The sequence below is a fragment of the Pseudomonas lijiangensis genome (assembly GCF_018968705.1).
Lineage (GTDB): Bacteria > Pseudomonadota > Gammaproteobacteria > Pseudomonadales > Pseudomonadaceae > Aquipseudomonas > Aquipseudomonas lijiangensis.
Map to the genome: position 1 here is coordinate 1,995,001 of NZ_CP076668.1, position 26,770 is coordinate 2,021,770.

Annotated in this window: 23 protein-coding genes, 2 rRNA genes and 1 pseudogene (1 of these 26 cut by a window edge); 8 read left to right on the forward strand and 18 right to left on the reverse strand. The window is 58.3% G+C overall.

Translation table 11 applies throughout. The features are described 5' to 3' along the window. Nucleotides 1-1,402: ribosomal RNA gene (locus tag KQP88_RS08695) — 23S ribosomal RNA — on the forward strand; it begins 1,491 nt to the left of the window's first position. 152 nt (nt 1,403-1,554) lie between these two features. Further along, a 5S ribosomal RNA gene (gene rrf / locus KQP88_RS08700) occupies nt 1,555-1,670 on the forward strand. Between the two features lie 188 nt (nt 1,671-1,858). On the opposite strand, the gene queD is transcribed toward rrf, so the two are convergent. Then, nucleotides 1,859-2,215 carry a 6-carboxytetrahydropterin synthase QueD gene (gene queD, locus KQP88_RS08705; protein WP_122316063.1) on the reverse strand — a complete coding sequence of 119 codons (357 nt, stop codon included), beginning with the start codon at nt 2,213-2,215 and terminating at the stop codon, nt 1,859-1,861. A gap of 196 nt (nt 2,216-2,411) precedes the next feature. Here queD and KQP88_RS08710 point away from each other — a divergent pair, with 196 nt between their 5' ends. The 6 genes and pseudogenes from KQP88_RS08710 (at nt 2,412) to KQP88_RS25570 (ending at nt 6,812) form a co-directional block, all read left to right on the forward strand. Further along, nucleotides 2,412-2,720 (forward strand): PepSY domain-containing protein, encoded by a 309-nt coding sequence (locus tag KQP88_RS08710; protein ID WP_200993187.1) that lies wholly within the window; start codon nt 2,412-2,414, stop codon nt 2,718-2,720. Then, nucleotides 2,720-3,028 carry a PepSY domain-containing protein gene (locus KQP88_RS08715; RefSeq protein ID WP_200993186.1) on the forward strand — a complete coding sequence of 103 codons (309 nt, stop codon included), beginning with the start codon at nt 2,720-2,722 and terminating at the stop codon, nt 3,026-3,028. The genes KQP88_RS08710 and KQP88_RS08715 overlap by 1 nt, the downstream gene beginning before the upstream one ends. After that, nucleotides 3,028-3,696, forward strand: coding sequence for a response regulator transcription factor (locus KQP88_RS08720; RefSeq protein ID WP_200993185.1), 669 nt, complete (start codon nt 3,028-3,030; stop codon nt 3,694-3,696). Before KQP88_RS08715 ends, KQP88_RS08720 begins: the two co-directional genes overlap by 1 nt. Further along, the gene (locus tag KQP88_RS08725; protein WP_200993184.1) at nt 3,693-5,015 is read left to right on the forward strand and encodes an ATP-binding protein; all 1,323 of its coding nucleotides are present in this window, start codon (nt 3,693-3,695) and stop codon (nt 5,013-5,015) included. Before KQP88_RS08720 ends, KQP88_RS08725 begins: the two co-directional genes overlap by 4 nt. A 117-nt stretch (nt 5,016-5,132) precedes the next feature. Further along, nucleotides 5,133-5,954 (forward strand): annotated as a pseudogene (locus KQP88_RS25565) (cache domain-containing protein); the annotation flags it as partial. A 102-nt stretch (nt 5,955-6,056) separates the two neighbouring features. Further along, complete coding sequence (locus tag KQP88_RS25570; protein ID WP_407681831.1) at nt 6,057-6,812, forward strand: methyl-accepting chemotaxis protein; 756 nt, start codon at nt 6,057-6,059, stop codon at nt 6,810-6,812. A 225-nt stretch (nt 6,813-7,037) separates the two neighbouring features. On the opposite strand, the gene nuoN is transcribed toward KQP88_RS25570, so the two are convergent. The 17 genes from nuoN to KQP88_RS08815 form a co-directional block, all read right to left on the reverse strand. Continuing rightward, nucleotides 7,038-8,501 (reverse strand): NADH-quinone oxidoreductase subunit NuoN, encoded by a 1,464-nt coding sequence (gene nuoN, locus KQP88_RS08735; protein ID WP_200993182.1) that lies wholly within the window; start codon nt 8,499-8,501, stop codon nt 7,038-7,040. A 7-nt stretch (nt 8,502-8,508) separates the two neighbouring features. Continuing rightward, nucleotides 8,509-10,041 carry an NADH-quinone oxidoreductase subunit M gene (gene nuoM / locus KQP88_RS08740; RefSeq protein ID WP_095068636.1) on the reverse strand — a complete coding sequence of 511 codons (1,533 nt, stop codon included), beginning with the start codon at nt 10,039-10,041 and terminating at the stop codon, nt 8,509-8,511. 39 nt (nt 10,042-10,080) lie between these two features. Then, nucleotides 10,081-11,934 (reverse strand): NADH-quinone oxidoreductase subunit L, encoded by a 1,854-nt coding sequence (nuoL, locus tag KQP88_RS08745; RefSeq protein WP_095068637.1) that lies wholly within the window; start codon nt 11,932-11,934, stop codon nt 10,081-10,083. Continuing rightward, nucleotides 11,931-12,239, reverse strand: coding sequence for an NADH-quinone oxidoreductase subunit NuoK (gene nuoK / locus KQP88_RS08750; RefSeq protein WP_025259471.1), 309 nt, complete (start codon nt 12,237-12,239; stop codon nt 11,931-11,933). Before nuoK ends, nuoL begins: the two co-directional genes overlap by 4 nt. Continuing rightward, the gene (gene nuoJ, locus KQP88_RS08755; RefSeq protein WP_025259472.1) at nt 12,236-12,745 is read right to left on the reverse strand and encodes an NADH-quinone oxidoreductase subunit J; all 510 of its coding nucleotides are present in this window, start codon (nt 12,743-12,745) and stop codon (nt 12,236-12,238) included. Before nuoJ ends, nuoK begins: the two co-directional genes overlap by 4 nt. 10 nt (nt 12,746-12,755) lie before the next feature. After that, entirely contained in the window at nt 12,756-13,304 is a 549-nt protein-coding gene (gene nuoI / locus KQP88_RS08760) for an NADH-quinone oxidoreductase subunit NuoI (protein ID WP_003223795.1), read from the reverse strand. A gap of 11 nt (nt 13,305-13,315) precedes the next feature. Continuing rightward, entirely contained in the window at nt 13,316-14,323 is a 1,008-nt protein-coding gene (gene nuoH / locus KQP88_RS08765; RefSeq protein WP_198729177.1) for an NADH-quinone oxidoreductase subunit NuoH, read from the reverse strand. After that, the gene (gene nuoG, locus KQP88_RS08770) at nt 14,320-17,034 is read right to left on the reverse strand and encodes an NADH-quinone oxidoreductase subunit NuoG (protein ID WP_216705406.1); all 2,715 of its coding nucleotides are present in this window, start codon (nt 17,032-17,034) and stop codon (nt 14,320-14,322) included. Before nuoG ends, nuoH begins: the two co-directional genes overlap by 4 nt. 133 nt (nt 17,035-17,167) lie before the next feature. Beyond that, nucleotides 17,168-18,523, reverse strand: a complete 1,356-nt coding sequence (gene nuoF, locus KQP88_RS08775) for an NADH-quinone oxidoreductase subunit NuoF (RefSeq protein WP_216705407.1) — start codon at nt 18,521-18,523, stop codon at nt 17,168-17,170. Then, nucleotides 18,520-19,017, reverse strand: a complete 498-nt coding sequence (nuoE, locus tag KQP88_RS08780; protein WP_025259477.1) for an NADH-quinone oxidoreductase subunit NuoE — start codon at nt 19,015-19,017, stop codon at nt 18,520-18,522. Before nuoE ends, nuoF begins: the two co-directional genes overlap by 4 nt. A gap of 2 nt (nt 19,018-19,019) precedes the next feature. Continuing rightward, the gene (nuoC, locus tag KQP88_RS08785) at nt 19,020-20,801 is read right to left on the reverse strand and encodes an NADH-quinone oxidoreductase subunit C/D (protein WP_200993179.1); all 1,782 of its coding nucleotides are present in this window, start codon (nt 20,799-20,801) and stop codon (nt 19,020-19,022) included. A 72-nt stretch (nt 20,802-20,873) separates the two neighbouring features. Then, nucleotides 20,874-21,548 (reverse strand): NuoB/complex I 20 kDa subunit family protein, encoded by a 675-nt coding sequence (locus tag KQP88_RS08790; RefSeq protein WP_025259479.1) that lies wholly within the window; start codon nt 21,546-21,548, stop codon nt 20,874-20,876. A 10-nt stretch (nt 21,549-21,558) separates the two neighbouring features. Beyond that, complete coding sequence (locus KQP88_RS08795; protein ID WP_216705408.1) at nt 21,559-21,972, reverse strand: NADH-quinone oxidoreductase subunit A; 414 nt, start codon at nt 21,970-21,972, stop codon at nt 21,559-21,561. 455 nt (nt 21,973-22,427) lie between these two features. Next, nucleotides 22,428-23,753 carry an isocitrate lyase gene (aceA, locus tag KQP88_RS08800; RefSeq protein ID WP_025259481.1) on the reverse strand — a complete coding sequence of 442 codons (1,326 nt, stop codon included), beginning with the start codon at nt 23,751-23,753 and terminating at the stop codon, nt 22,428-22,430. Between the two features lie 507 nt (nt 23,754-24,260). Continuing rightward, nucleotides 24,261-25,001, reverse strand: coding sequence for a secretin N-terminal domain-containing protein (locus tag KQP88_RS08805; RefSeq protein WP_216705409.1), 741 nt, complete (start codon nt 24,999-25,001; stop codon nt 24,261-24,263). 187 nt (nt 25,002-25,188) lie between these two features. Then, nucleotides 25,189-25,611, reverse strand: a complete 423-nt coding sequence (locus tag KQP88_RS08810) for a GNAT family N-acetyltransferase (protein WP_216705410.1) — start codon at nt 25,609-25,611, stop codon at nt 25,189-25,191. Next, nucleotides 25,604-26,770: a ribosomal protein uL16 3-hydroxylase gene (locus KQP88_RS08815; protein WP_198728215.1), complete on the reverse strand. Its 1,167-nt coding sequence runs from the start codon at nt 26,768-26,770 to the stop codon at nt 25,604-25,606. The genes KQP88_RS08810 and KQP88_RS08815 overlap by 8 nt, the downstream gene beginning before the upstream one ends.

Genomic DNA, 26,770 nt, shown 5'->3' on the forward strand with positions numbered 1-26,770 from the left:
GGTCTCAAGGCCGAGAGCTGATGACGAGTGTTCTTTCGAACACGAAGTGGTTGATGCCATGCTTCCAAGAAAAGCTTCTAAGCTTCAGGTAACCAGGAACCGTACCCCAAACCGACACAGGTGGTTGGGTAGAGAATACCAAGGCGCTTGAGAGAACTCGGGTGAAGGAACTAGGCAAAATGGCACCGTAACTTCGGGAGAAGGTGCGCCGGTGAGGGTGAAGGACTTGCTCCGTAAGCTCATGCCGGTCGAAGATACCAGGCCGCTGCGACTGTTTATTAAAAACACAGCACTCTGCAAACACGAAAGTGGACGTATAGGGTGTGACGCCTGCCCGGTGCCGGAAGGTTAATTGATGGGGTTAGCGCAAGCGAAGCTCTTGATCGAAGCCCCGGTAAACGGCGGCCGTAACTATAACGGTCCTAAGGTAGCGAAATTCCTTGTCGGGTAAGTTCCGACCTGCACGAATGGCGTAACGATGGCGGCGCTGTCTCCACCCGAGACTCAGTGAAATTGAAATCGCTGTGAAGATGCAGTGTATCCGCGGCTAGACGGAAAGACCCCGTGAACCTTTACTATAGCTTTGCACTGGACTTTGAATTTGCTTGTGTAGGATAGGTGGGAGGCTTTGAAGCGTGGACGCCAGTCTGCGTGGAGCCATCCTTGAAATACCACCCTGGCAACTTTGAGGTTCTAACTCAGGTCCGTTATCCGGATCGAGGACAGTGTATGGTGGGTAGTTTGACTGGGGCGGTCTCCTCCTAAAGAGTAACGGAGGAGTACGAAGGTGCGCTCAGACCGGTCGGAAATCGGTCGTAGAGTATAAAGGCAAAAGCGCGCTTGACTGCGAGACAGACACGTCGAGCAGGTACGAAAGTAGGTCTTAGTGATCCGGTGGTTCTGTATGGAAGGGCCATCGCTCAACGGATAAAAGGTACTCCGGGGATAACAGGCTGATACCGCCCAAGAGTTCATATCGACGGCGGTGTTTGGCACCTCGATGTCGGCTCATCACATCCTGGGGCTGAAGCCGGTCCCAAGGGTATGGCTGTTCGCCATTTAAAGTGGTACGCGAGCTGGGTTTAGAACGTCGTGAGACAGTTCGGTCCCTATCTGCCGTGGACGTTTGAGATTTGAGAGGGGCTGCTCCTAGTACGAGAGGACCGGAGTGGACGAACCTCTGGTGTTCCGGTTGTCACGCCAGTGGCATTGCCGGGTAGCTATGTTCGGAAAAGATAACCGCTGAAAGCATCTAAGCGGGAAACTTGCCTCAAGATGAGATCTCACTGGAACCTTGAGTTCCCTGAAGGGCCGTCGAAGACTACGACGTTGATAGGTGGGGTGTGTAAGTGCTGTGAGGCATTGAGCTAACCCATACTAATTGCCCGTGAGGCTTGACCATATAACACCCAAGCAATTTGCGGAAAGACAGCAGATTGCGGTGTTGTGAAGATGACGAACCGAAAGTTTGCGCCACACACACAAATTAGCGAAACACCTCTATTACACACCCATTCGCTGGCACGTACACAGTACGCACCGGCTACCGAATTTCTTGACGACCATAGAGCATTGGAACCACCTGATCCCATCCCGAACTCAGCAGTGAAACGATGCATCGCCGATGGTAGTGTGGGGTTTCCCCATGTGAGAGTAGGTCATCGTCAAGATTCAAATTCAGAACCCCCATCTGCGAAAGCAGGTGGGGGTTTTGTCTTTCTGGTCTTTGACGAAAGACGAAACAGTGGGAGGCCGCTTGCCGGCGACAGGGCCAGCAAGGTGTCAAAGTCGCTCAACGTCACTTGATTCAAGGCAATAAAAAACCACCGTAAAGGTGGTTTTATATAAGCAGGTGTCATCACTCGCCGCGATATTCACATCCACTGGTACAGGTTTCGTGGATGCGAACTGCCGAGAGCTCAGGGAGCAGGGGTTTCAGTTCGTCCCAGATCCATTTCGCCAGGTTTTCGCTGGTCGGGTTTTCCAGGCCAGGAATATCGTTGAGGTAGTTATGGTCCAGGCGCTCATACAGTGGCTTGAAGATCGCTTTGATTTCGGAGAAATCGCGTATCCAGCCAATATGAGGATCGACCTTGCCGGACAGATGGATGCCTACCCGGAACGAATGTCCATGCAGACGACCACATTTATGGCCTTCAGGCACATGAGGAAGTAGGTGTGCAGACTCGAAAGTAAACTCTTTGAAAATTTCCACTGTGTCTAAGCCCTGAATAGATGGCGATCGCGCAAGCGATAAATGCAGGGGACGAGTTTAACAGCAATGGTTTCAAACACCACGCTTCGGTAGGGCAGTCAACCAGTGATGGCATGTAGCCAGAAGGATTCAGCTTGAGTTAAGTTGATACCTTTATCTTGGTATCTGTAGAAAGCACCACCCGACGGAGCCCATAATGAAAAGACTGACCACTTTGCTGACTGCCGTAATGCTCACCGTTCCTGCCGGGTTTGCCCTGGCACGTGATATCGGACCGGATGAGGCCTTGCGCCTGAGGGATGCGGGCACCATCCAGTCTTTTGAAAAGCTTAATGAATACGCATTGTCCAAGCATCCTGGGGCAACGATCATCGAGACGGAGCTCGAAAACGAATACGGCAAGTACGTTTACCAGATCGAATTGCGCGATACCGCAGGCGTTCAGTGGGACCTGAAAATAGACGCTGTCACCGGGCAGATATACAAGAACTATCAGGATAAGTAATGAAGGTCGAAAAGCGTCTCTGCGCAATCCTTGGCTTGGGGCTGCTCTGCACTGCTGCCCAGGCCAAGGACCTGAATCAGGACGAGGCACTCAGTTTGCGACAACGCGGGGTGATCCTGCCTCTTGAGCAATTCATCGAGCAAGCGCTGAGCTATCACCCTGGCTCCAAGCTGCTTGAAGCCGAGCTGGAAGAAAAAAATGACCTGTACGTCTATGAATTCGAAGTGTTGACCACGCAAGGCGTTGTTCGCGAACTCAAGTTCGATGCGCGTGACGGACGACTCCTGAAAGACGAGGAAGATGATTGATGCGCCTGTTACTCGTTGAAGACCATGTGCCTCTGGCAGATGAGCTGATCGCTGCCCTTGGGCGTCAGGGTTATGCCGTGGATTGGCTGGCTGATGGCCGTGATGCGGTCTATCAGGGCGTCAGCGAGCCCTATGACCTGATTGTTCTGGATCTGGGGTTGCCTGGCCTTCCTGGTCTTGAAGTGCTTCAGCAATGGCGCGCCAAAGGCCTGACTGCGCCTGTGCTGATTCTGACGGCGCGAGGCTCGTGGTCCGAGCGCATCGAAGGCCTGAAAGCCGGTGCCGACGATTACCTGACCAAGCCGTTTCATCCTGAAGAGCTGCAGTTGCGCATCCAGGCGTTGCTGCGTCGTTCCCATGGGTTGGCCAACCAGCCGACTCTGGAGTCAGCAGGGCTCAATCTGGATGAAGGCCGGCAATGCGTTGTGCGTGACGGAGTGGATATCCAACTGACGTCTGCTGAATTCCGTCTGCTTCGTTACTTCATGCACCACCCGGAACAGATCCTCTCCAAGAGCCATCTTTCCGAGCACCTGTACGATGGCGAAAACGAACGTGACTCCAATGTGATAGAAGTCCATGTCAATCACCTGAGGCGCAAGCTCGGGCGTTCGGTGGTCACGACCCGTCGTGGCCAGGGTTATCTGTTCGGTGGTAATAACGCTTGAAGTCCATACAGAGGCGCCTGAGCCTCGGTCTCGTTGCAGTGCTGGTCATTGTGGGTCTGGTGATGGCCCAGACTAGCCTGTATCTGTTTGAGCTGGGCCTGCAACGCTATCTTGAGGCCGGGCTGCGCAAGGAAAGCGAAAGCCTGCTGGTCGCTCTGGTTCGTGGCCCCGTGGGTATTCAACTGGATGAGCAGCGCTTGTCTGCTGCTTATCAGCGTCCGCTCTCCGGGCACTACTTCCGCCTGGATTTTCCCGAAGGCTATTGGCGCTCGCGCTCGTTATGGGATTTCGAATTACCGAAACCCCTGGGTGCAGGTCTTCATTCCGATCTGGAGTTGGGACATACCGGGCAGTCGCTGCTTGTATGGAGCGCGGACTATCGGAAATTCGGTCAGCAGATCACAGTGACGGTTGCCCAGGATTACACCCCTGTCCGGGCAAGTTTTCAGCGCATGCAGCAAATAGGCCTGGGATTCGGCCTGGCGGCACTGATTCTGGTGCTGGTTCTGCAGCGCGTTACCGTGCGCCGGGCCTTGCGTCCTCTGGAAACCGTGCGCGAGCAGATATCCCAGCTGCAACAAGGGCAGCGCTCGCAACTGGATAACCAGGTACCCCTCGAACTTGAGCCGCTGGTTGCCCAGATCAACCACTTGCTCGCTCATACCGAAGACAGCCTCAAGCGCTCACGCAATGCCTTGGGTAACCTGGGTCATGCTCTCAAGACGCCCCTGGCTGTGCTGCTCAGCATGGCCTCGAGCGAACAACTGGATGCCAATCCTGCCCTGCGCAAAACCCTCCATGAGCAACTGGAGAACATCCGCCTGCGCCTGGAGCGTGAGTTGAATCGTGCCCGACTGTCCGGTGATGCGCTGCCGGGAGCGCGTTTCGATTGCGATGCAGAACTGTCCAGCCTGTTTTCGACACTGCGCATGATCCACGGCGAGCATCTGGACCTGATCAATGATGTCCAGAGCGGCCTGCATTTGCCCTGGGATCGTGAGGACATTCTCGAGTTGCTGGGTAACCTGCTGGATAACGCCTGCAAATGGGCTGACAGTGAAGTACGCCTGAATATCGAGCCGCAAGGGCAGGGGTTCACGCTGCTGGTCGACGACGATGGGCCGGGTATTCCAGAGTCTCAGCGTGCAGAGGTGTTCAGTCGTGGCACCCGTCTCGATGAACAGATCACCGGGCATGGCCTGGGCCTCGGGATCGTGCGCGATATTGTCGAAGCATGGGGTGGTGATCTGCAATTGCTCACCAGTCCGCAGGGTGGGCTGCGCGTGCGTATCGATCTGCCTGAGCGCACTTCTCCCTGATCTCTTGTGGCATCAGTTTTTTCCTACAAAAAGACAGGGATGATATTAACTCCCGGTTTTTTTTGCCGATACACCTTGAAAGCCCTCCCTATAAAAACAACTGAATAGGCGAATCCTATGCGTCTGAGTCTGAAAGCCAAGGTTCTGTCACTGGCTGTCTTGCCGGTGTTGTTGTTCGCTGTGGTAATCAGCGCGACCACGGTATTTATCCTTCGTCAACAAGCTGACAGAGAGGTCAGTGATACAAGGGAGCGTTTGCTGGCAGAGGCCCGGGCGACTCTTAAAAGCTACGTCGATATTGCCTTGAGCGGCATCAAGCCCATTTACGACAATGCAGCGCCCGGTGATGACGCACCCAAGGCCAATGCCATCAAGCTTCTTGCATCCGTCAGCTATGGCAAGGATGGTTACCTGTTCGGTTATGACTCCGAAATCATCCGTATTTTCCGCAGCACCAGCAGCGATGGCCTGGGCAAAAGCTTCAAGGACGTGCGTGACCCTAATGGCGTCTATCTCAACAGGGAGCTGGTAGCTTCAGCCAAGACGGGCAATCACTACACCTATTACGCCTCGGCATTGCCAGGCAAGACCGAACCGGTCCCCAAGGTCGGTTACACCGAATACCTGCCGAAATGGGACCTGGTGGTTGGCAGCTCAGTCAACCTCGATAACGTCGAAGCTCAGGTCGCTGTGGTCAAGCAGAACGTCGAGGCACGCCTGCAAGACATGCTGTACAGCATTGTCGGCATCACACTGCTGGTTCTGGTGATCATCAGCGTGATCGGCATTGTCATGACCGGCACTATATTGCGTCCCCTGCGTTTGATGAAAGATAACCTGGACGATATCGTCGCCGGTGAAGGCGACCTGACGCGCCGTCTTGCCATTACCAGCCAGGATGAGCTTGGCGAGCTGGCAGGTTCGTTCAACCGTTTCGTCGACAAGATTCATGGCATCGTTCGCCAGATCACCGAGATGACCACGCAACTTACCGGGCTGGTCAGCGAAGTCTCCGATCAGGCGCAGCGCTCGGAACAGGCCATGGACCGCCAGCGCCACGAAACCGATCAGGTGGCTACGGCCATCAACGAAATGTCTGCCGCTGCCCAGGAAGTCGCCACAAGCGCTCAAGGCGCTTCTGTTGCGGCCCAGAAGACCGACGAGCAAGGCAAGGCTGCCAAGCGTGTGGTCGATGGCAGCATCAAGCAGATCCATGCGCTGGTAGATGACATCCGCAAAAGCGGCTCATCGCTGGACAGCCTGCAGCAGGACGTATCGTCGATTGTCAGTGTGCTGGGCGTCATTCGCTCCATTGCAGAACAGACCAACCTGCTGGCCCTCAACGCAGCAATCGAAGCTGCGAGGGCAGGGGAGGCCGGTCGAGGGTTTGCGGTAGTAGCCGATGAAGTCCGGGCACTGGCCAGCAGGACTCAACAGAGTACCCAGGAAATCCAGGGCATGATCGATCGCCTGCAAAAGGGGACGGAGGAAGCGGTAGGTGCCATGCGCCGCTCCAGCGAGGCGGGCGACGGTACTTCGACACAGGCGAACGAGGCAGGACACTCGCTGGTGACCATTGGTGAGCTGATCGCGACCATCAATTCGATGAACGCCCAGATCGCCAGTGCCGCTGAAGAGCAGACAGCCGTCGCCGAGGAAATCAACCGCAGCGTCCACCAGATCGCCGTTGCAGTCGAAACGGTAGCAGACGAAACCCGTCAGGGCGCCCAGACCTCTCGCAGCCTGTTTGACCTTGGCAAGCGCCTTGGCGGACTGGTAGGCCAGTTCCGCGTCTGATCCACGTCAGCATTGCCTGTCACTTGTGGGAGGGGCCTTGGCCGCGACGACTTGCTGACAGGCAACACATTTTCAGCGCACTTCACATTGCTGTCGCGGCCAAGGCCCCTCCCACGGATTTTGGTCCAGCCACCTCTTTTTGAAATTGCTTTGATACGAACCACTTCAGTCCCGAACAAGCCAAAAAAAACCCTGCCGAGGCAGGGTTTTTCATTTCATCTTCAATCAGCCTGCAAGGGCTGCATTCAACACCAGATCCAGCAACGGTTGTGGGTACACACCCAGTACGAAGGTCAGGATGGCGACAGCCAGCAGCATCACACCGCCTGTACGCTGTGCCCAGTTGAAGGCTGCATCGTGGCGAGGCAGTTTGTTGTCGACCAGATACATCGTGACCATCACCCGCAGGTAGTAGAACACGCCAATGGCGCTACCCAGGACCAGAGCACCGATCAGCCACCACAGGTGCGATTCGACGCCAGTGGCGATGATGTAGAACTTGCCGATGAAACCGGCAGTCAGCGGGATACCCGCCAAGGACAGCATCATCAGGGTCATGACCGCAGTCAGGTACGGACGGCGCCAGAACAGGCCGCGGTACTCGAACATCGCATCGGCATCGCGACCACTGTACGGCGAGGACATCATGGTGATTACACCGAAGCTGCCCAGGGACGTCAGTACATACGTCGCCAGATAAACACCGATTGCCTCGACAGCCATGCCTTTGCTCGCGACCAGCGCAATCATCAGGTAGCCGAAATGGGCGATGGAGGAGTAACCCAGCAGACGCTTGAGGTTGTTCTGAGCCAGTGCCAGCAGGTTACCGACCACGATCGAGGCTACGGCAATGACCGCAAGGACGTCATGCAACACGCCGCTGCTGGCTGCCGGGGAAATCTGGAACAGACGCACCAGTACAGCGAACACCGCAACCTTGCTGGCCGTTGCCAGGAAAGCGGCAACCGGGGCAGGGGCACCCTCGTAGACGTCCGGCGTCCACAGGTGGAACGGAACCAGCGACAGTTTGAACGCCAGGCCCACGACCATCATGGCCAGACCCAGGCTTGCCAGCCCGCTAGGCATGCCGGTGGCGGCAATCGCCTTGCCGATACCCGTGAAGCTCAGGCTGCCTGCGTCTGCGTACAGCAGCGCCATACCGAACAGCAGGAACGCCGAACCGGCCGCCGACAGCACCATGTACTTGATGCCGCCTTCCAGGGAGCGCTTGTTGAAGAAGGCGTAAGCGACCAGACCGTAAACCGGCACCGACAACAGTTCCAGACCGATGAACAGGCCAGCCAGATGCTGGGCGCTCACCAGAACCAGACCACCGAGAGCGGCCAGCAGGATCAGCAGATAAAGCTCTTCACGGTTGCCTGGATAGCCTTTCTTGTCGTCGCCCAGGTAGGCGTGCGCCATTGTCACGCACGCCAGGGTCGAGGCAAGGATGATTGCCATGTACAGGCAGGCGAAGCTGTCGATCTGCAGCAATGGCGTCACGGCCAGTGGCGCGACTTTCAGGGCAGGGTAAATCGACAGCAAGGCCAGGTTGAGCCCTGCTACGGAGAGCAGGAATGTTTGCGAGTGATTGCGGCGCCATGCGATGGCCAGCATCACCACCACGATGGTGAGGCTGGTAATCAGCAGTGGGGCAAGCGCAATAAAGTGTTGAATCGTCAGGTCCATAGCGCTCTTACCGGGCCGAAGCGAGTTGAGTGAAGGCAGTGCCTAGCCATTGCTGCACGCCGTGCATGGTCGCTGCCGAAGTATCGAGGAACGGCTGCGGGTAAACCCCCAGCACGATCAGCAATACGGCAAGGCCCAGCACCATGATCAATTCCCGTCCATCCATGCCCTTGAGGATTTCCTCGGACTTGGAAGGGCCAAAGTAGGCGCGGTGGATCATGATCAGCGAGTAGACAGAACCGAACACCAGACCGGAAGTGGCGATGGCCGTGATCCATGGGGAGTGAACGAAAGCACCCAGCAGGATCAGGAACTCACCGACGAAGTTGCCTGTACCCGGCAGACCCAGGGAAGCGGCCGCGAAGAACAGGCTGATGGCCGGCAGGTAAGCGATGCGCGACCACAGGCCACCCATCTCACGCATGTCGCGGGTATGCAGACGCTCGTACAACTGACCGCTAAGGATAAACAGCGCAGCGGCCGACAGACCGTGGGCGATCATCTGGATCACCACGCCCTGCAGGGCGTGCTGGCTGCCGGAGTAGATACCGATCAGGACGAAGCCCATGTGCGAGACGCTGGAGAACGCGATCAGACGCTTGATATCGGTCTGGGCGAACGCCAGGAAGGCACCGTAGAAGATACCGACCAGGCCGAGGGTCATTGCAATCGGTGCGAACTCTGCCGAAGCGTTGGGGAACAGCGGCAGGGCGAAGCGCAGCAGACCGTAGGCAGCGGTTTTCAGCAGGATACCGGCCAGGTCGACGGAACCGGCAGTCGGGGCCTGGGCGTGAGCATCCGGCAGCCAGGAGTGCAGCGGCACCACCGGCAGCTTCACCGCGAACGCGATGAAGAAGCCCAGCATCAGGATGTACTCGGTGCCCGGAGTCAGTCTGGTCTTCAGCAGGTCGGCGTAAGCGAAGGTTATTACACCGGTCTGGTTGAAGTGAACCAGCACCAGACCCAGAATCGCCACCAGCATGATCAGGCCGCTGGCCTGGGTGAAGATGAAGAACTTGGTTGCTGCGTAGATTCGTGTCTTCTTGCCGTCCGACGAACTATGACCCCAGAGCGCGATGAGGAAATACATCGGCACCAGCATCATTTCCCAGAAGAAGAAGAACAGGAACAGGTCGATGGCCAGGAACACGCCAACCACACCGCCGAGAATCCACATCAGGTTGAGGTGGAAGAAGCCGACGTTGCGCTGGATTTCTTTCCAGGAACACAGCACGGACAACACGCCGAGCAGACCGGTCAGCATGATCATCAGCAGCGACAGGCCGTCCAGCGCCAGATGCAGGCTGATGCCGAAGCGTGAAATCCACTGTTGGTGGAATTCCAGGGTCCAGGTCGGGTCAGCGCCAGGGGCCGGAGACAGGGTGTAGTCACCGACGCCCCACAGCCACAGGCCGATACCGAGCAACAGAGACATGGTCAGCAGCGCGATCCAGCGTGGCAGTGTGGCGCTGACGCGCTCACACAGCCAGCACAGCAGGCCGCCGATAAAGGGGATCAGGATTAGCCAAGGCAGAATCATGACGGGCTCAATTCCTTTCGCAAATTCGCAAGGTTCATGTCAGACCGCAACCAGAACGACGGCACCAAGTACCAGAACGGCACCCACGGCTATCGAGGCAGCATACCAACGCAACTGGCCGGTCTCGGTACGGCTCATGGTCACATGGCCTCCCTTGACCAGACGCGGGATCAAACCGATGGTGCGGTCGAACGGATCGCTACGCAGCACATGGCTGATCGCCAGATAAGGTTTGACGAACAGCTTGTCGTAGATCCAGTCGAAGCCCCATGCAGCGAACCACCAGGCTGACAGGAGACGGCCAGGGCCGCTGTTGGCGATAGCGGTTACCAGACGACGCTTGCCCAGGAACAGCAAGGCCGCCAGCAGGATACCGGCCAGGGCGATGGCGCCCGAGGCGATTTCCAGACTGTGCTTGGCTTCGCCGCCCGCATGACCAACGCTCTGTGGCAGGACACCGGCCAGTGGCGGGGTGATCATGGCGCCGATGAAGGTCGACAGCACGATCAGCACCGACAGAGGCAGCCAGTGAGCAATGCCATGACCGGCATGGGCTTCGGTCTTGGCTTCACCATGGAACGCGATGAAGATCAGGCGGAAGGTGTAGATCGAGGTCATGAACGCGCCAACCAGACCTGCATACAGCAGACCGTTGTTACCGCTGGCGAACGCTTCCCAGAGGATTTCGTCCTTGGAGTAGAAACCGGCGGTCAGCAGCGGCAGGGCAGCCAGGGCGGCACCACCGACGATGAAGCTGGCGTAGGCCAGAGGCAGTTTCTTCCACAGGCCACCCATCTTGAAGATGTTCTGCTCGTGGTGGCAGGCAACGATCACCGCACCTGAAGCAAGGAACAGCAGCGCCTTGAAGAAGGCGTGAGTCATCAGGTGGAAGATCGCGCCTTCCCAGGCACCAACGCCCAGGGCCAGGAACATGTAGCCGATCTGGCTCATGGTCGAGTAGGCGAGGATACGTTTGATGTCGGTTTGAACCAGTGCTGCGAAACCTGCCAGAACCAGCGTCACACCGCCGACAACGCCGACCAGATGCAGAATGTCCGGAGCCAGGGCGAACAGGCCGTGGGTACGGGCAATCAGATAGACGCCCGCGGTTACCATGGTTGCCGCGTGGATCAGTGCCGAAACCGGAGTAGGACCGGCCATCGCATCTGCCAGCCAGGTTTGCAGCGGCAGTTGTGCGGATTTACCGACAGCGCCGCCCAGCAGCATCAGGGTTGCCAGCACGATCCAGAAGTCGCCGACCTTGAAGTGCTCGGGAGCACGAACCAGCAGTTCCTGAATGTTCAGCGTACCCAGTTGCTGGAACAGGATGAACAGGCCGATGGCCATGAACACGTCGCCGATGCGGGTCACGATGAAGGCTTTCAGTGCTGCGTTACCGTTGTTGCGGTTGCTGTAGTAGAAACCGATCAACAGATAGCTGCACAGGCCCACGCCTTCCCAACCGAAGTAGATGAACAGCAGGTTGTCGCCCAGGATCAGGAACAACATGCTGGCAATGAACAGGTTGGTGTAGGAGAAGAAGCGCGAGTAGCCAGCTTCACCGCGCATGTACCAGGACGCGAACAGGTGGATCAGGAAGCCCACGCCAACTACTACGCCGAGCATGGTGACCGACAGGCCATCCAGGTACAGCGCGAAGTTGGGGGTGAAGCCATCCACGTTCATCCATTGCCACAGCACCTGGGTGTAATGACCACCCGGCGGCGGTGCAACGTTGAATTGCCAGATGACCCAGGCCGTGACCAGAGCTGAAAGGCCGATGGAGCCGACACCGATCAGGGCTGCGAGGTTTTCCGAGATGCGTCCACGGGAGAAGGACAGCAGCAGAAAGCCGATCAGAGGAAATACGAAAGTGAGAAAGAGTAGGTTCATCCGCGCATCTCGCTGGCAGCATCGATATCGAGAGTGTGGAAGCGGCGATACAGCTGCATCAGGATCGCCAGGCCAATACTGGCCTCGGCAGCGGCGAGGGTGATCACCAGAATGAACATGACCTGTCCATCCGGCTGCGCCCAGCGGCTACCGGCAACGACGAACGCCAGAGCAGATGCGTTCATCATGATCTCCAGGCTCATCAACACAAAAAGAATGTTGCGGCGCACTATCAGGCCGACCAGGCCAAGACAGAACAGCACCCCGGCGACCGCCAGGCCATGTTCCAGAGGGATAGCATTCATTGGCTTGGCTCCTTGGTGTCGGTGCGGCCCAGATGGAAAGCCGTCACGGCTGCAGCAAGCAGCAGCATCGAGGCAAGTTCCACCACCAGCAGATAAGGCCCGAACAGGCTGATACCGACTGCCTTGGCGTCGACTGTGGTATGACCGACGCCAGCGCCGGTCGGGTTGGCGAACAAGACGTACAGCAGTTCAGCCAGCAGCAGAGTGCCAAGAATCACCGGCCCCACCCAGATACCGGGCTTGAGCCACGCACGTTCCTGCTGAACCGAGGCCGGGCCCAGGTTCAGCATCATCACCACAAACACGAACAGGACCATGATTGCGCCCGCGTAGGCGATGACTTCCAGAACGCCGGCGAAAGGTGCGCCGAGGCTGAAAAAGGTCATTGCCACCGCGATCAGCGAAATGATCAGGTAGAGCAGGGCGTGCACCGGGTTCGTGTTCGTGATCACCCGCAGGGTGGACACGACGGCGATGCCGGATGCGAAATAGAAAGCGAATTCCATCTTTACTTCCTTAAGGCAGCAAGCTCTTGACGTTGATCGGCTCGGCTTCGTTCTGTGCAGAGCCCTTGGGCTTGCCAGCGATGGCCATACCGGCGACGCGATAGAAGTTATAGTCAGGGTTCTTGCCGGGGCCGGAGATCAGCAGATCTTCTTTCTCGTACACCAGATCCTGACGTTTGAACTCGGCCATCTCGAAATCCGGTGTCAGCTGGATTGCGGTGGTCGGGCAGGCTTCTTCGCACAGGCCGCAGAAAATGCAACGCGAGAAGTTGATGCGGAAAAAGTCCGGGTACCAGCGGCCGTCTTCGGTTTCGGCCTTCTGCAATGAAATGCAACCGACCGGGCAAGCCACGGCGCACAGGTTGCAGGCCACGCAGCGCTCTTCGCCGTCGGGGTCGCGGGTCAGAACGATACGGCCACGATAGCGTGGTGGCAGATAGACCGGCTCTTCCGGGTATTGCAGGGTGTCGCGTTTGCGGAAGCCGTGACCGAACACCATCACCAGGCTGCGCAACTGGGTACCGGTACCCTTAACGATGTCGCCAATATATTTGAACATGGGTCAAATCCTCACTGAACCGAGCCTGCCGGCGTGTTCAACAACACGATCGCAGCAGTCACCAGCAAATTGATCAGGGTCAGCGGCAGACAGAATTTCCAGCTGAAGTCCATTACCTGGTCATAGCGCGGGCGCGGGATGGAAGCGCGCAGCAGGATGAACAGCATGATGAAGAACGCGGTCTTCAGGGCGAACCAGACGAAGGACAGTTGTGGCAGGATGCCGAAAGGACCGTGCCAGCCGCCGAAGAACAGGGTCACCAGCAGCGCCGAGATCAGGATGATCCCGATGTACTCGCCCACGAAGAACATGCCCCATTTCATGCCGGCATATTCAATGTGGTAGCCGTCGGCCAGTTCCTGTTCCGCTTCCGGCTGGTCGAAGGGGTGACGGTGAGTCACTGCAACGCCTGCGATGAAGAACGTACAGAAGCCGAAGAACTGCGGAATGATGAACCACAGGTTCTGTGCCTGATATTCAACGATGTCGCGCATGTTGAACGAGCCGACCTGAACCACGATGCCCATCAGCGCCAGACCCATGAATACTTCATAGGATACGGTTTGCGCCGAAGCACGCAGACTGCCGAGCAGGGCGTACTTGTTGTTACTCGACCAGCCGGCGAACAACACGGCATAGACCGAAAGACCGGCCATGGCAAAGAAGAACAGCAGGCCGATGTTCAGATCCGCCACGCCCCAGGTCGGAGTGATCGGGATGATCGCGAAGGCAATCAGCAAGGCGCTCATGGCCACGATCGGTGCCAGGGTGAAAATCACCTTGTCGGCAAACGGCGGTGTCCAGTCTTCCTTGAAGAACATTTTAAGCATGTCGGCAGCGATCTGGAACATGCCGAACGGGCCAACGCGGTTAGGACCGTAGCGGTCCTGCCACCAGCCCAGCAGGCGACGTTCGACGAAGCTCAGCAACGCGCCGCAGACCACGACCGCCAGCAGCACGACGATGGCTTTGAGGACCGCGAAGATGGTGTCGATCACATCAGGAGTGAGCCAGCTCATTGTGCTGCCTCCTGAAGTCCGTCAACCGTCTTGCCGAAGACCGCGGCAGGAATCCCTGCCAGACCTACAGGCAATGCCACCAGACCTGCACCCAGTTCTTCATTGATACGCAGTGGCAGACGCAAGGTCTTGCCGGCAACGTTCAGGGAGAGGAGGGCACCTTCGTTGACACCCAGGCGGTCGGCTTCGGACTTGGCCAGTGCAACATAGGCCGCCGGGATGCGTTCCTGGACCGGAGCGGCTTTCGAAGAGTTCTCTTCACTACCGAACAGGTGATAGAACGGCACCACTTGCCATGTGCCCTGGGCAGGCGAGAAGGCGCGTGGGACGCTGGCGAACCAGTTCAGGTTGTCGCCCTGGCTTTCGATCAGGCGAACACCCGGGTCACCGGCGCGCAAGTGACCACCGACTTCGTCCTGGAACTTGTTCCAGGCCTGAGGCGAGTTCCAGCCCGGAGACCAGGCGAAAGGTACTTGCTGACGCGGTTCGGCAGAGCCCGAGTAACCTTCCATGGAGAAGGAGAACGCGGTGTCCTGGTCTTGCGGGGTACGAGGCTCATGCACGCTGATGTTGGCGCGCATGGCGGTACGGCCGCTGTAACGCAGCGGTTCGCGAGCCAGCTTCATGCCCTTGATACGGAACGCTGCAGAAGGCGCGGCATCGATGATGCCAGCCAGTTGCGAGCTGCTTTGTGCGCAGGCAGCGGTGACGTGGTCCAGTTGGGTCCAGTCCACCGGCTTGTTCAGCAGGGTAGCGCGCAGGGCATGCAACCAGCGCCAGCCTTCGTGGACCAGGATGCTGGCGTCCAGATAAGTCGGGTCGAACACCTGGAAGAAGCGCTGGGCGCGGCCTTCCAGACTCACCAGAGTACCGTCGCCTTCGGCGAAGCTGGCCGCTGGCAGAACCAGATGTGCGCGGTCGCCCGTGGCAGTCTTCTGATGGTCGGCAACGATCACCACTTTTGCGGCGCTCAGGGCAGCATCGACCTTGGCAGCATCAGTGCGGGTGTACAGATCGTTTTCCAGCACGACGATGGCGTCAGCCTTGCCGTCGATCACGGCCTGCAAGGCGGCATCGACCGACTCGCCACCCAGCAGGGCCAGGCCCAGGCTGTTGGCTTCCGGCACGATCAGGCTGATGGAGCCTTCTTTCTCGCGCAGTTTCAGAGCCTTGGCGATGTTCGCTGCGGCTTCGATCAGGGCTTTGGAACCCAGGGAAGTACCGGCAATGATCAGCGGACGTTTGGCAGCCAGCAGAGAATCGGCAATGCGCTTGGCCAGTTCCAGGGCTTCGGCGTCCAGGCCTTCGACAGCAGGTGCGCTGGCGTCCAGAGCGTGAGCCACGGCAAAACCGATGCGGGCCAGGTCGTCTGGAGCGGCGTGTACACACTCTTCGGCAACATCGTCGAGTTTTGTTTCAGCCAGGCTGGCGATGAACAGCGGGTTCAGCGCGTGCTGGCCGATGTTTTTCACGGCAGCATTGAGCCATGGCTGTACGCGCATGGCCTCGGCCATATCTTCGGCCTTGCCCTTGACTGACTGGCGCAGGGCCAGAGCCACACGTGCAGCAGTCTGGGTCAGGTCTTCACCGAGGACGAAAATTGCATCGTGGTCTTCGATGTCGCGCAGGGTCGGGATCGGCAGCGGGCTGTCCTTGAGTACCTGAGCCACCAGACGGATACGCTCCAGTTCGCTGGCTTCGATACCCGAGTAGAAGTGCTCGGCACCGACCAGTTCACGCAGTGCGTAGTTGCTTTCCAGGCTGGCGCGTGGCGAGCCGATACCGACGATGTTGCGGCCGCGCAGCAGGTCGGCAGCCGTATCCAGCGCTGCATCCAGGCTCAGCTTGCTGCCGTCTGCCAGCAGAGGCTGACGCGGACGGTCTTCGCGGTTCACGTAGCCATAGCCGAAGCGGCCACGGTCGCACAGGAAGTACTGGTTTACCGAACCGTTGAAACGGTTTTCGATACGACGAAGTTCGCCGTAACGCTCACCGGGGCTGATGTTGCAACCGCTGGAGCAGCCATGGCAGATGCTCGGCGAGAACTGCATGTCCCATTTGCGGTTGTAGCGCTCGGAGTGAGTCTTGTCGGTGAACACACCGGTCGGGCAGACCTCGGTCAGGTTGCCGGAGAACTCGCTTTCCAGCACGCCATCTTCGACCCGGCCGAAGTACACGTTGTCGTGAGCGCCGAAAACGCCCAGATCAGTGCCGCCAGCGTAGTCTTTATAGAAGCGTACGCAGCGGTAGCAGGCGATGCAGCGGTTCATCTCGTGAGCGATGAACGGGCCGAGTTCCTGGTTCTGGTGGGTACGTTTGGTGAAGCGATAACGACGCTCGTTGTGACCGGTCATGACGGTCATGTCTTGCAGGTGGCAGTGACCGCCTTCCTCGCAGACCGGGCAGTCATGCGGGTGGTTGGTCATCAGCCACTCGACAACGCTGGCCCGGAAGGCCTTGGATTCTTCATCGTCGATGGAAATCCAGGTGTTGTCGGTGGCTGGCGTCATGCAGGACATGACGATGCGACCACGGGTGTCGTTCTCGTCGTTGTACTGCTTGACCGCGCACTGGCGACAGGCGCCAACGCTGCCAAGGGCGGGATGCCAGCAGAAATAAGGAATGTCGAGGCCCAGCGACAGACATGCCTGTAACAGGTTGTCTGCCCCGTCGACTTCGAGCGCTTTGCCGTCTACGTGGATAGTGGCCATGGTTCAAAGTTCTTCGTTGGCCCGGTGTCAGCGGGCGTGGCTAATGGAATCTTGTTATTCGTGCAACTCGAAACAGCCTGTGGGGGCGCTGTCGCACGATGGATGAAGGGCAGGGCCCTTCACCTTCAAAGGGTCATGCGCCGACGATGATCGGTCGTGCCTGGGGCGGGACTGCGGCGCTGGTGGGCGCGATGCCTGCCTCGAACTCCGGGCGGAAATATTTGATCGCGCTGCCCAATGGCTCCACGGCTCCCGGTGCGTGAGCACAGAAGGTCTTGCCTGGGCCGAGGAAACCGACCAGACCGAGCAGCGTCTCGATATCTCCGGCTTGCCCTTCGCCTTTTTCCAGCGCACGCAGGAGCTTGACGCTCCATGGCAGGCCGTCGCGGCAAGGGGTGCAGAAACCGCAGGATTCGCGGGCGAAGAACTCTTCCATGTTGCGCAGCAGGGACACCATATTGATGCTGTCATCTACCGCCATGGCCAGACCGGTGCCCATACGGGTGCCGACCTTGGCGATGCCGCCAGCGTACATTTGCGCATCCAGGTGTTCCGGCAACAGGAAACCGGTACCGGCGCCACCTGGCTGCCAGCACTTGAGTTTGTAGCCGTCGCGCATGCCACCGGCATAGTCTTCGAAGAGTTCGCGAGCGGTGACGCCGAACGGCAGTTCCCACAGGCCAGGGTTCTTCACTTTGCCGGAGAAGCCCATCAGCTTGGTGCCGTGGTCTTCACTGCCTTCGCGAGCGAGGGATTTGTACCAGTCGACGCCGTTGCCGATGATGGCCGGTACGTTGCAGAGGGTTTCGACGTTGTTCACGCAGGTCGGCTTGCCCCATACGCCGACAGCGGCGGGGAAGGGCGGCTTGGAGCGCGGGTTGGCGCGACGGCCTTCCAGGGAGTTGATCAGTGCGGTTTCTTCACCGCAGATGTAACGCCCGGCGCCGGTGTGGACGAACAGCTCGAAATCGAAGCCGCTGCCCAGGATGTTCTTGCCCAGCAGGCCTGCTGCCTTGGCTTCTTCCACTGCACGGTTCAGGTGCCTGGCGGCAGTGGTGTACTCGCCGCGCAGGAAGATGTAGCCACGGTAGGTTTTCAGTGCGCGGGCACTGATCAGCATGCCTTCGATCAGCAGATGGGGCAGTTGCTCCATCAGCATGCGGTCTTTCCAGGTGTTGGGCTCCATTTCATCCGCGTTGCACAGCAGGTAACGGATGTTCATGGATTCGTCTTTGGGCATCAGGCCCCATTTCACGCCCGTAGGGAAGCCGGCACCGCCGCGTCCCTTGAGTCCGGCATCCTTGACGGTCTGGACGATATCGTCCTGGGACATGTCGGCGAATGCCTTGCGTGCTGCCGCGTAACCGTTCTTGGTCTGGTACTCGTCGAGCCAGACCGGCTCGGCGTCGTCACGCAGACGCCAGGTCAGCGGATGGGTTTCTGCACTGCGCGCGATGCGGTTGGCAGGGCCGAAGGAGGTCAGGGTCATACGTAGCCCTCCAGCAGTTTGGCGACGCCAGCAGGCTGTACGTCACCGAAAGTGTCGTCGTCGATCATCAGTGCCGGAGCCTTGTCGCAGTTGCCCAGGCAGCAGACCGGCAGCAGCGTGAAGCGGCCGTCGGGAGTGGTCTGGCCCAGGCCGATGCCCAGCTTGCTCTGGATTTCGCCAACCACCGACTCATGGCCGCCGATGTAGCAGACCATGCTGTCGCAGACGCGAATGATGTGACGGCCGACCGGCTGACGGAAGATCTGGCTGTAGAACGTTGCCACACCTTCGACGTCGCTGGCGGGGATGCCAAGAATCTCGCCGATCGCGTAGATGGCGCCATCCGGCACCCAGCCACGTTCCTTCTGGACGATCTTGAGGGCTTCGATGGACGCCGCACGGGAGTCTTCGTAGTGATGCAGCTCGTGCTCGATGGCCGAGCGTTCTGTTTCGCTCAGGGCGAAACGGTCTGTCTGGATAAGCGTGCTGTTCATGCTTAGCGGTCCACGTCGGCCATAACGAAATCGATGCTACCCAGGTACGCGATCAAGTCCGCGACCATGCTGCCTTTGATCACCGAAGGGATCTGCTGCAGGTGCGGGTAACTTGGAGTGCGGATCCGGGTACGGTAGCTCATGGTGCCGCCGTCGCTCGTCAGGTAATAACTGTTGATACCCTTGGTCGCTTCGATCATCTGGAAGGATTCGTTGGCCGGCATGACCGGGCCCCACGAAACCTGCAGGAAGTGCGTGATCAGGGTTTCGATGTGCTGCAGGGTGCGCTCTTTGGGCGGCGGCGTGGTCAGCGGGTGATCCGCCTTGTACGGGCCTTCCGGCATGTTGCGCATGCACTGGTCGATGATCCTGATGCTCTGGCGCATTTCTTCTACACGCACCATGCAGCGGTCATAGGCATCGCCATTGGCTGCAAGCGGGACTTCGAATTCGAAGTTTTCGTAGCCGGAGTAAGGGCGGGCCTTGCGCAGGTCGAAATCACAGCCGGTGGAACGCAGGCCTGCACCGGTGACACCCCATTCCAGGGCCTCTTTGGTGTTATAGGCTGCAACGCCGATGGTACGGCCTTTGAGGATGCTGTTCTGCAGCGCTGCCTTGGTGTATTCGTCCAGGCGTTTTGGCAGCCAGTCGACGAATTCCTTGACCAGTTTTTCCCAGCCGCGTGGCAGGTCGTGGGCAACACCGCCGATGCGATACCAGGCCGGGTGCAGACGGAAACCGGTGATGGCCTCGATGACCTTGTAGGCTCTCTGACGGTCGGTAAAGGTGAAGAATACCGGCGTCATTGCACCCACGTCCTGGATGTAGGTACCCAGGAACAGCAGGTGGCTGGTTATCCGGAAGAACTCGGCCATCATGATGCGGATGGTGTCGACCTTCTCGGGCACCTTGATGCCTGCCAGCTTCTCGACCGAAAGCACGTAAGGCAGGTTGTTCATCACCCCGCCCAGGTAGTCGATACGGTCGGTGTACGGAATGAAGCTGTGCCAGGACTGACGCTCGGCCATCTTCTCGGCACCACGGTGGTGGTAACCGATGTCCGGAACGCAGTCGACGATCTCTTCGCCGTCCAGTTGCAGAATGATGCGGAACGCACCGTGAGCCGAAGGGTGGTTCGGGCCCAGGTTGAGGAACATGTAGTCCTCGTTCTCGCCGGAACGTTTCATGCCCCAGTCTTCCGGACGGAAGCGTGCGGCTTCCTCTTCCAGTTGCTGTTTGGCCAGGCTCAGGCTGTACGGGTCGAACTCGGTGGCGCGAGCCGGGAAGTCCTTGCGCAGCGGGTGACCTTCCCAGGTCGGCGGCATCATGATGCGGCTCAGGTGCGGGTGGCCCGGGAAGTCGATCCCGAACATGTCCCACACTTCACGCTCGTACCAGTTGGCGTTAGGCCAGATGCCGGTGATGCTTGGCAGGCTCAGGTCGCTTTCGGACAGGGCCACCTTGATCATCACGTCACTGTTACGTTCTACCGACAGCAGGTGGTAGAAGACGGTGAAGTCTGCATCGGGCAGGCCGCGACGATGGGTGCGCAGGCGCTCATCGACACCGTGCAGGTCGTAGAGCATGGAGTAGGGCTTGTTCACCTGTCGCAGGAACTTCAGCACCTCGACCAGGTGGGCGCGTGCAACCCACAGCACCGGCATGCCGGTACGGGTCGGCTGTGCCGTGAAGGCCTCGGCGCCAAAGCGTGTGTTCAATTCTACGACGACGTCTTGGTCGTCAGCCTTGTAAGGCGGGATGTACAGAGCGGTGTCTGCAGTCATAGGTCTCAATCACTTCGGTCAACGTACAGAATCAACCCGTTCTTGTCTTTTTTATAAGAAGAACGGGCTGGATCAGACTTCGTCGGGGCTGCGCAGGTTGGTGACCTGGATGCGCTGTTCGCGGCGCTGTTCCTTTTGCGAAGGCATTTCGGCGCGGTAAACGCCTTGATCGCCGACGACCCAGGAAAGAGGGCGACGCTCCTGGCCAATGGATTCCTGCAGCAGCATCAAGCCTTGCAGAAATGCCTCTGGGCGGGGCGGGCAGCCGGGCACGTACACATCGACAGGAAGGAACTTGTCCACGCCCTGCACCACAGAGTAGATGTCGTACATGCCACCGGAGTTGGCGCACGAACCCATGGAGATGACCCACTTGGGCTCAAGCATTTGCTCGTAGAGACGCTGGATGATCGGTGCCATCTTGATGAAGCAGGTCCCGGCAATAACCATGAAATCCGCCTGACGCGGCGATGCCCGGATGACTTCGGCGCCGAAGCGTGCGATGTCGTGGGGCGCCGTGAAGGCGGTGGTCATTTCCACATAGCAACACGACAGGCCGAAGTTGTACGGCCACAGGGAGTTTTTACGCCCCCAGTTGACCGCGCCGTTCAGCACGTCTTCAAGCTTGCCCATGTAGATGTTTTTGTGGACTTGATCTTCTAACGGATCGGAAACGGTTTCCCGTTTGCCGATTGGATACTGCTCATTAGGAGCATCCGGGTCGATCCTGGTGAGATTGTATTGCATCGCCAAAGCCTCATTGTTTTAGCTTCGCTTGCCGTTTACGGCGACCTTCAGGAGCCCAATCCAGCGCTCCAACCCGCCATAGGTAGACAAGACCTGCCAACAGAATTGCTATGAAAACGAGTGCTTCGACGAATCCGGTCCAGCCGCTTTCGCGGACGGACACAGACCAGGCAAAGAGAAAAAGGGCTTCAATGTCGAAGATCACGAAGAGCATCGCGACCAGATAGAATTTTGCGGAAAGACGCAGGCGTGCACTGCCGGTAGGCAGCATGCCGGATTCGAAAGGTTCGTTCTTGCTGCGGCCCCAGGCCTTGCTTCCCAGCAGGCTTGAGACACCGAGCATGAAGGCACAAAGACCGATAACACCGAGAAGGAAAATGGCGAAGCCCCAGTTGTGGGCAATCAAACCTGTCGTTTCGGTCATGCTGGCAGTCCTTGGAATAGAGAGCAAAGGTCTCTGTGCTTGATAAAGAGTGAGTCCGTGACGATATGTCGCAGAGGGAGCATCGGATTGATTTTATGTGCAAATACTTGGCAAGTAAATTTTCTACATCAAAATTATTTAATGAATTAATCGTAATCCGGGGACATGAAGGGCTACAGGGCTTGCTGGCCGGGCATTGCCAAGGTTTTAACCATTTATTTTTCTTAATAGGGAAAAGCAATAAAAGGAAATTTGAATGATAATTAATATCATTTGAATGGGCCTTTTTAGTTTGCCGGGGTGCAGGATGCTCCTGTTGTATTTTATTAAGTCCTTACAGTTGTATCACCGCCACCCTGATTAAAGGTTGTCCCGGATCAATGCCGGGTGCCTGCACAGAAAAAAACAGGCCGCCCGGGAGAGCGGCCTGTTCTTCTTTTTACCTGCTTCGGCGATCAGTGAAACTGCTCTTCCTCGGTGGAGCCTGTCAGTGCGGTGACCGATGAGGTGCCACCCTGAATCACGGTGGTCATGTCGTCAAAGTAGCCGGTGCCCACTTCCTGCTGGTGAGCCACGAAGGTGTAGCCCTTGGCGGCGTCGGCGAACTCCTGTTCCTGCAGCTTCACGTAGGCCGTCATGTCGTTGCGGGCGTAGTCGTGCGCCAGGTTGAACATGCTGTGCCACATGTTGTGAATGCCGGCCAGGGTGATGAACTGGTGCTTGTAGCCCATGGCCGAGAGTTCGCGCTGGAATTTGGCGATGGTGGCGTCGTCCAGATTCTTCTTCCAGTTGAAGGACGGCGAGCAGTTGTAGGAGAGCAACTGGTCCGGGTATTCCTTCTTGATGGCTTCGGCGAAGCGGCGTGCCTCATCCAGATCCGGCTTGGCCGTTTCACACCAGATCAGATCTGCATAAGGCGCGTAGGCCAGGCCGCGGGAGATGGCCTGATCCAGCCCGGCGCGCACCTTGTAGAAACCTTCATGGGTGCGAGCGCCCGTGACGAAAGGCTTGTCGTAAGGATCGCAGTCGGAAGTCAGCAGGTCGGCAGCGTTGGCGTCGGTACGGGCCAGGATAATGGTCGGTACGCCTGCGACGTCGGCAGCCAGGCGAGCGGCCACCAGTTTCTGAACGGCCTCCTGAGTCGGCACCAGGACTTTACCGCCCATGTGGCCGCATTTCTTGACGGAGGCCAGCTGGTCCTCGAAATGCACGCCCGCCGCACCGGCTTCGATCATGCTTTTCATCAGCTCATAAGCGTTCAGCACGCCGCCAAAGCCTGCCTCGGCATCGGCCACGATCGGTGCGAAATAGTCGATATAGCCTTCATCGCCCGGGTTCTTGCCGGCTTTCCACTGGATCTGGTCGGCACGGCGGAACGAGTTGTTGATGCGCTTGACCACGGTCGGAACCGAGTCCACCGGGTACAGCGACTGATCGGGGTACATGGATTCGGCGGAGTTGTTGTCGGCTGCAACCTGCCAGCCCGAGAGGTAGATCGCCTGTATGCCAGCCTTGACTTGCTGCACCGCCTGGCCGCCGGTCAGGGCGCCCATGCAGTTGACGAAGTCCTTGTCCGGGCGGAAAGACGGCTTGGCACCTTGCGTGACCAGATTCCAGAGCTTGTCTGCGCCCATTTTTGCGAAGGTGTGTTCAGGTTGAACCGAGCCACGCAAGCGGACGACATCAGCAGCAGAATAAGTACGGGTCACGTTTTTCCAGCGCGGATTTTCAGCCCAGTCTTTCTCGAGAGCCGCTATTTGTTGTTCGCGTGTCAGTGCCATGGAGATAAACCTCATTGTCAGGTTTTGGTTGGAAGATCCTGCTCCGCCAAAACGCCTCGTTTATCGAAGGCACGGTAAATGGCTGCTCGCTGCTCAGAGGTCGGCAATGGGCGCGGTGGCGACGGATGAGCGAAGGGCTCAAGAGGGGAAGGAGAAAGTCCGGATGGCCTGAGTGGGCACTTGGGCTCGTGGATGCCTTTGTGCTTCGCTCGCAGGAGCTGTCCGATCAACCGTCAACGCTTCCGTCCCTTGGGACAACTTCGTTCCAGTCGTAACCTTGTCAAACGGCCTTGTGGGCAGTCTCGACAGGAATCGGCTCAGGCTTAGAGCGTCGATCCTGAGGCTTTTTGAAGGCCTCTGATTAGCGGGAGCGAGGCAATCATGCCTCGCTGTTTTTTACTCGTCAAACGTTTTGTAGTGCTTTTTTATATTCACTACATATCTGTCTGGATGCGACCACCGGGTCACGAAAAGCCCTGCCAGTGCTGGCTTTCAGGCTATTACTGATTATTCAAGGCTTTCGACCTTGACCCGCAGAGTCATGTCATCGCGGCCCTGGGTGGAATAGCGTTGAGCGATGCCGCGCTGATCGGCCACGGATTGATCGCTCGAAGCCGCGAGAGTGATCCACTCGCCCAGGCGACCGCTGACCTGGCTGTCAGTGCTCTGCACCTTGATGGCGTCCGGCCGTTCCTGGCTCAGACGGTCACGATTGGTGCTGATGTTCAGGTGGACGATATCGCCGGTGACGCTGGCCGTGACATAGAAACCCTGGGTGACATTGCGATATTCGGTATTGCTCTGCGGGTAGCCATAACCGTCTGTGCGGGTGGTGGTCAGGGGGACGCTCTGGCCGGTCTGGATCAGGGCTGGCGTGCCTTCGGTGGCTTGCACCTGCTGGACGCCGCCGTCACGGCTGGAGGTGCCGTAGCTGATGATTCTTGAAGGATTGGCGCCGTTGGTGGTGCTGACGGCATTGTCGCTGGTGTCGACGCTGATGAGCAGGCGCTTTGGAGCGGTATCCAGTTGCGAGATCAGGGCGCGAAGTTCTTCGATCTTGCGCGTTTCGGCATTGACGATCAGCTGATTACCGTAGGCGCTGACCGAACCGTCCGCACCGAGAAAGGATTTGGCGACGGGTAGCAGGTCTGCGCTGGTGCGGTAGTTGAGCGGGACGATTTCGGTGGCTGCCAGCGTGCAGGTGCTGAACGCGACAAGCAATGAGGTGAGCAGGGTACGTAACAGCATGTCCAATCTCCGCGAGGGGCGCGTAAAAACCGAGTGTGCCACTTTGTCGGCCAGGGGTGTGTACAAGTTGAACGGGCAGATGGCAAAACGCCCCGGCATTTCCAGTCTGAGCATAGTCATGCCGCAGGAAAATGACGGGGCGTTGCGTTATGTAGTGCCTTTTAAAACGCCTACATAGTGGTCTGGATCAGGCCTCGCGCACCATATCGACGTGCGGCAGTCCGGCTTCGAGAAACTCGTCGCTGACCACGGTGAAACCAAAACGCTGGTAGAACGCAACGGCTTGAACCTGCGCGCTGAGTTTCTGCTGCTTCAGGCCACGGTTCTGTGCTTCGTCGAGTATGGCTGTCAGCAGCATTTCACCGGCTTTCAGACCGCGCCAGTCCCTGAGGACCGACAGGCGACCGATTTCGCCGTCCAGCAGCAGTCGTGCTGTGCCGACGGCATAGTCGCCCTCACGGGCCAGAAAATGTATGGCGTCGCTATCCTCCGAGTCCCATTCCAGTTCCGGTGGTACCGATTGCTCGGCAATGAACACGGCTTCACGAATACGCCGGATATCGGCGTTATTCTTCTGCCAGTCCGCGACGGATACGGTGATTTTATTCATCGGCAAATCCCAGGCTTCCTTGTTTTACGAGTTCGCAAATCAGATTGCGACCCTCTTCATCGGCCAACCATTGGCCGAGGTTTTCGCTGTGCAGCGAATCGGCCGCACAAATCAATTTAAGCAGTTCGCGCAGGCTGCCCGGCAAAAGACGACTCTGGCCGCTGGCAAACAGTAGCAGATCGTCATCCACTTCAGACCAGGCCAGACGTGCGCTTGGGTTACGAATGAGAACTGCGCCCTGTTCCAGGCTGTCGAGCAGGTCTTCTTCTTCCAGTTCCGGGCCTGTGACCAGTTCCGGGTAGCGAGGCTCGGTCATGAACTGGCCAAACCAGGTCAGCAGCAGGCGTTCGTCGCTCATGTGCTCGGCCAGCAGCGCCTTGAGGCGATCAAGGGCGTCGTGCTGGATCTGGTGCGGATCGCTGACCGGCTGTGCGTCGGCGTCGGTGTAGCGCTCTTCGTCCGGGATGAACTGGCTGAGGAAGTCGGTGAAGTGGGTCAGGACTTCGGCAGCGCTCGGGGCGCGGAAACCTACGGAGTAGGTCAGGCAGTCGTCCACGGCAACGCCGCAGTGGGCGAGACGTGGTGGCAGATACAGCATGTCGCCGGGTTCCAGGGTCCACTCTTCGGTGGTCTGGAAGTCTGCGAGGATACGCAGGTCGGCGTGCTGCAGCAGCGGGCTTTCGGAGTCGCACATCTGGCCGATCTGCCAGTGGCGCTTGCCATGACCTTGCAGCAGGAAAACGTCGTAGTTGTCGAAGTGCGGACCGACGCTGCCGCCCGGTGCGGCGTAGCTGATCATGACATCGTCGATGCGCCAGCTTGGCAGGAAGCGGAAGTTCTCCAGCAATTCGCTGACTTCAGGTACGAACTGATCCACAGCCTGGACCAGAAGGGTCCATTCGCGCTCGGGCATCTTGCTGAAGTCGTCTTCGGAAAACGGACCGCGACGCAGTTCCCATGGACGCTCGCCGTTTTCGATGATCAGTCGGGATTCGACTTCTTCTTCCAGGGCAAGGCCGGCCAGCTCGTCAGGATCGATCGGGCTTTGGAAGTCCGGCATCGCCTGACGGATCAGGAGGGGCTTTTTCTGCCAGTAGTCACGCAGGAAAACACGCGCGCTCATGCCGCCCAGAAGTTGAAGAGGAATATCAGGATTCAT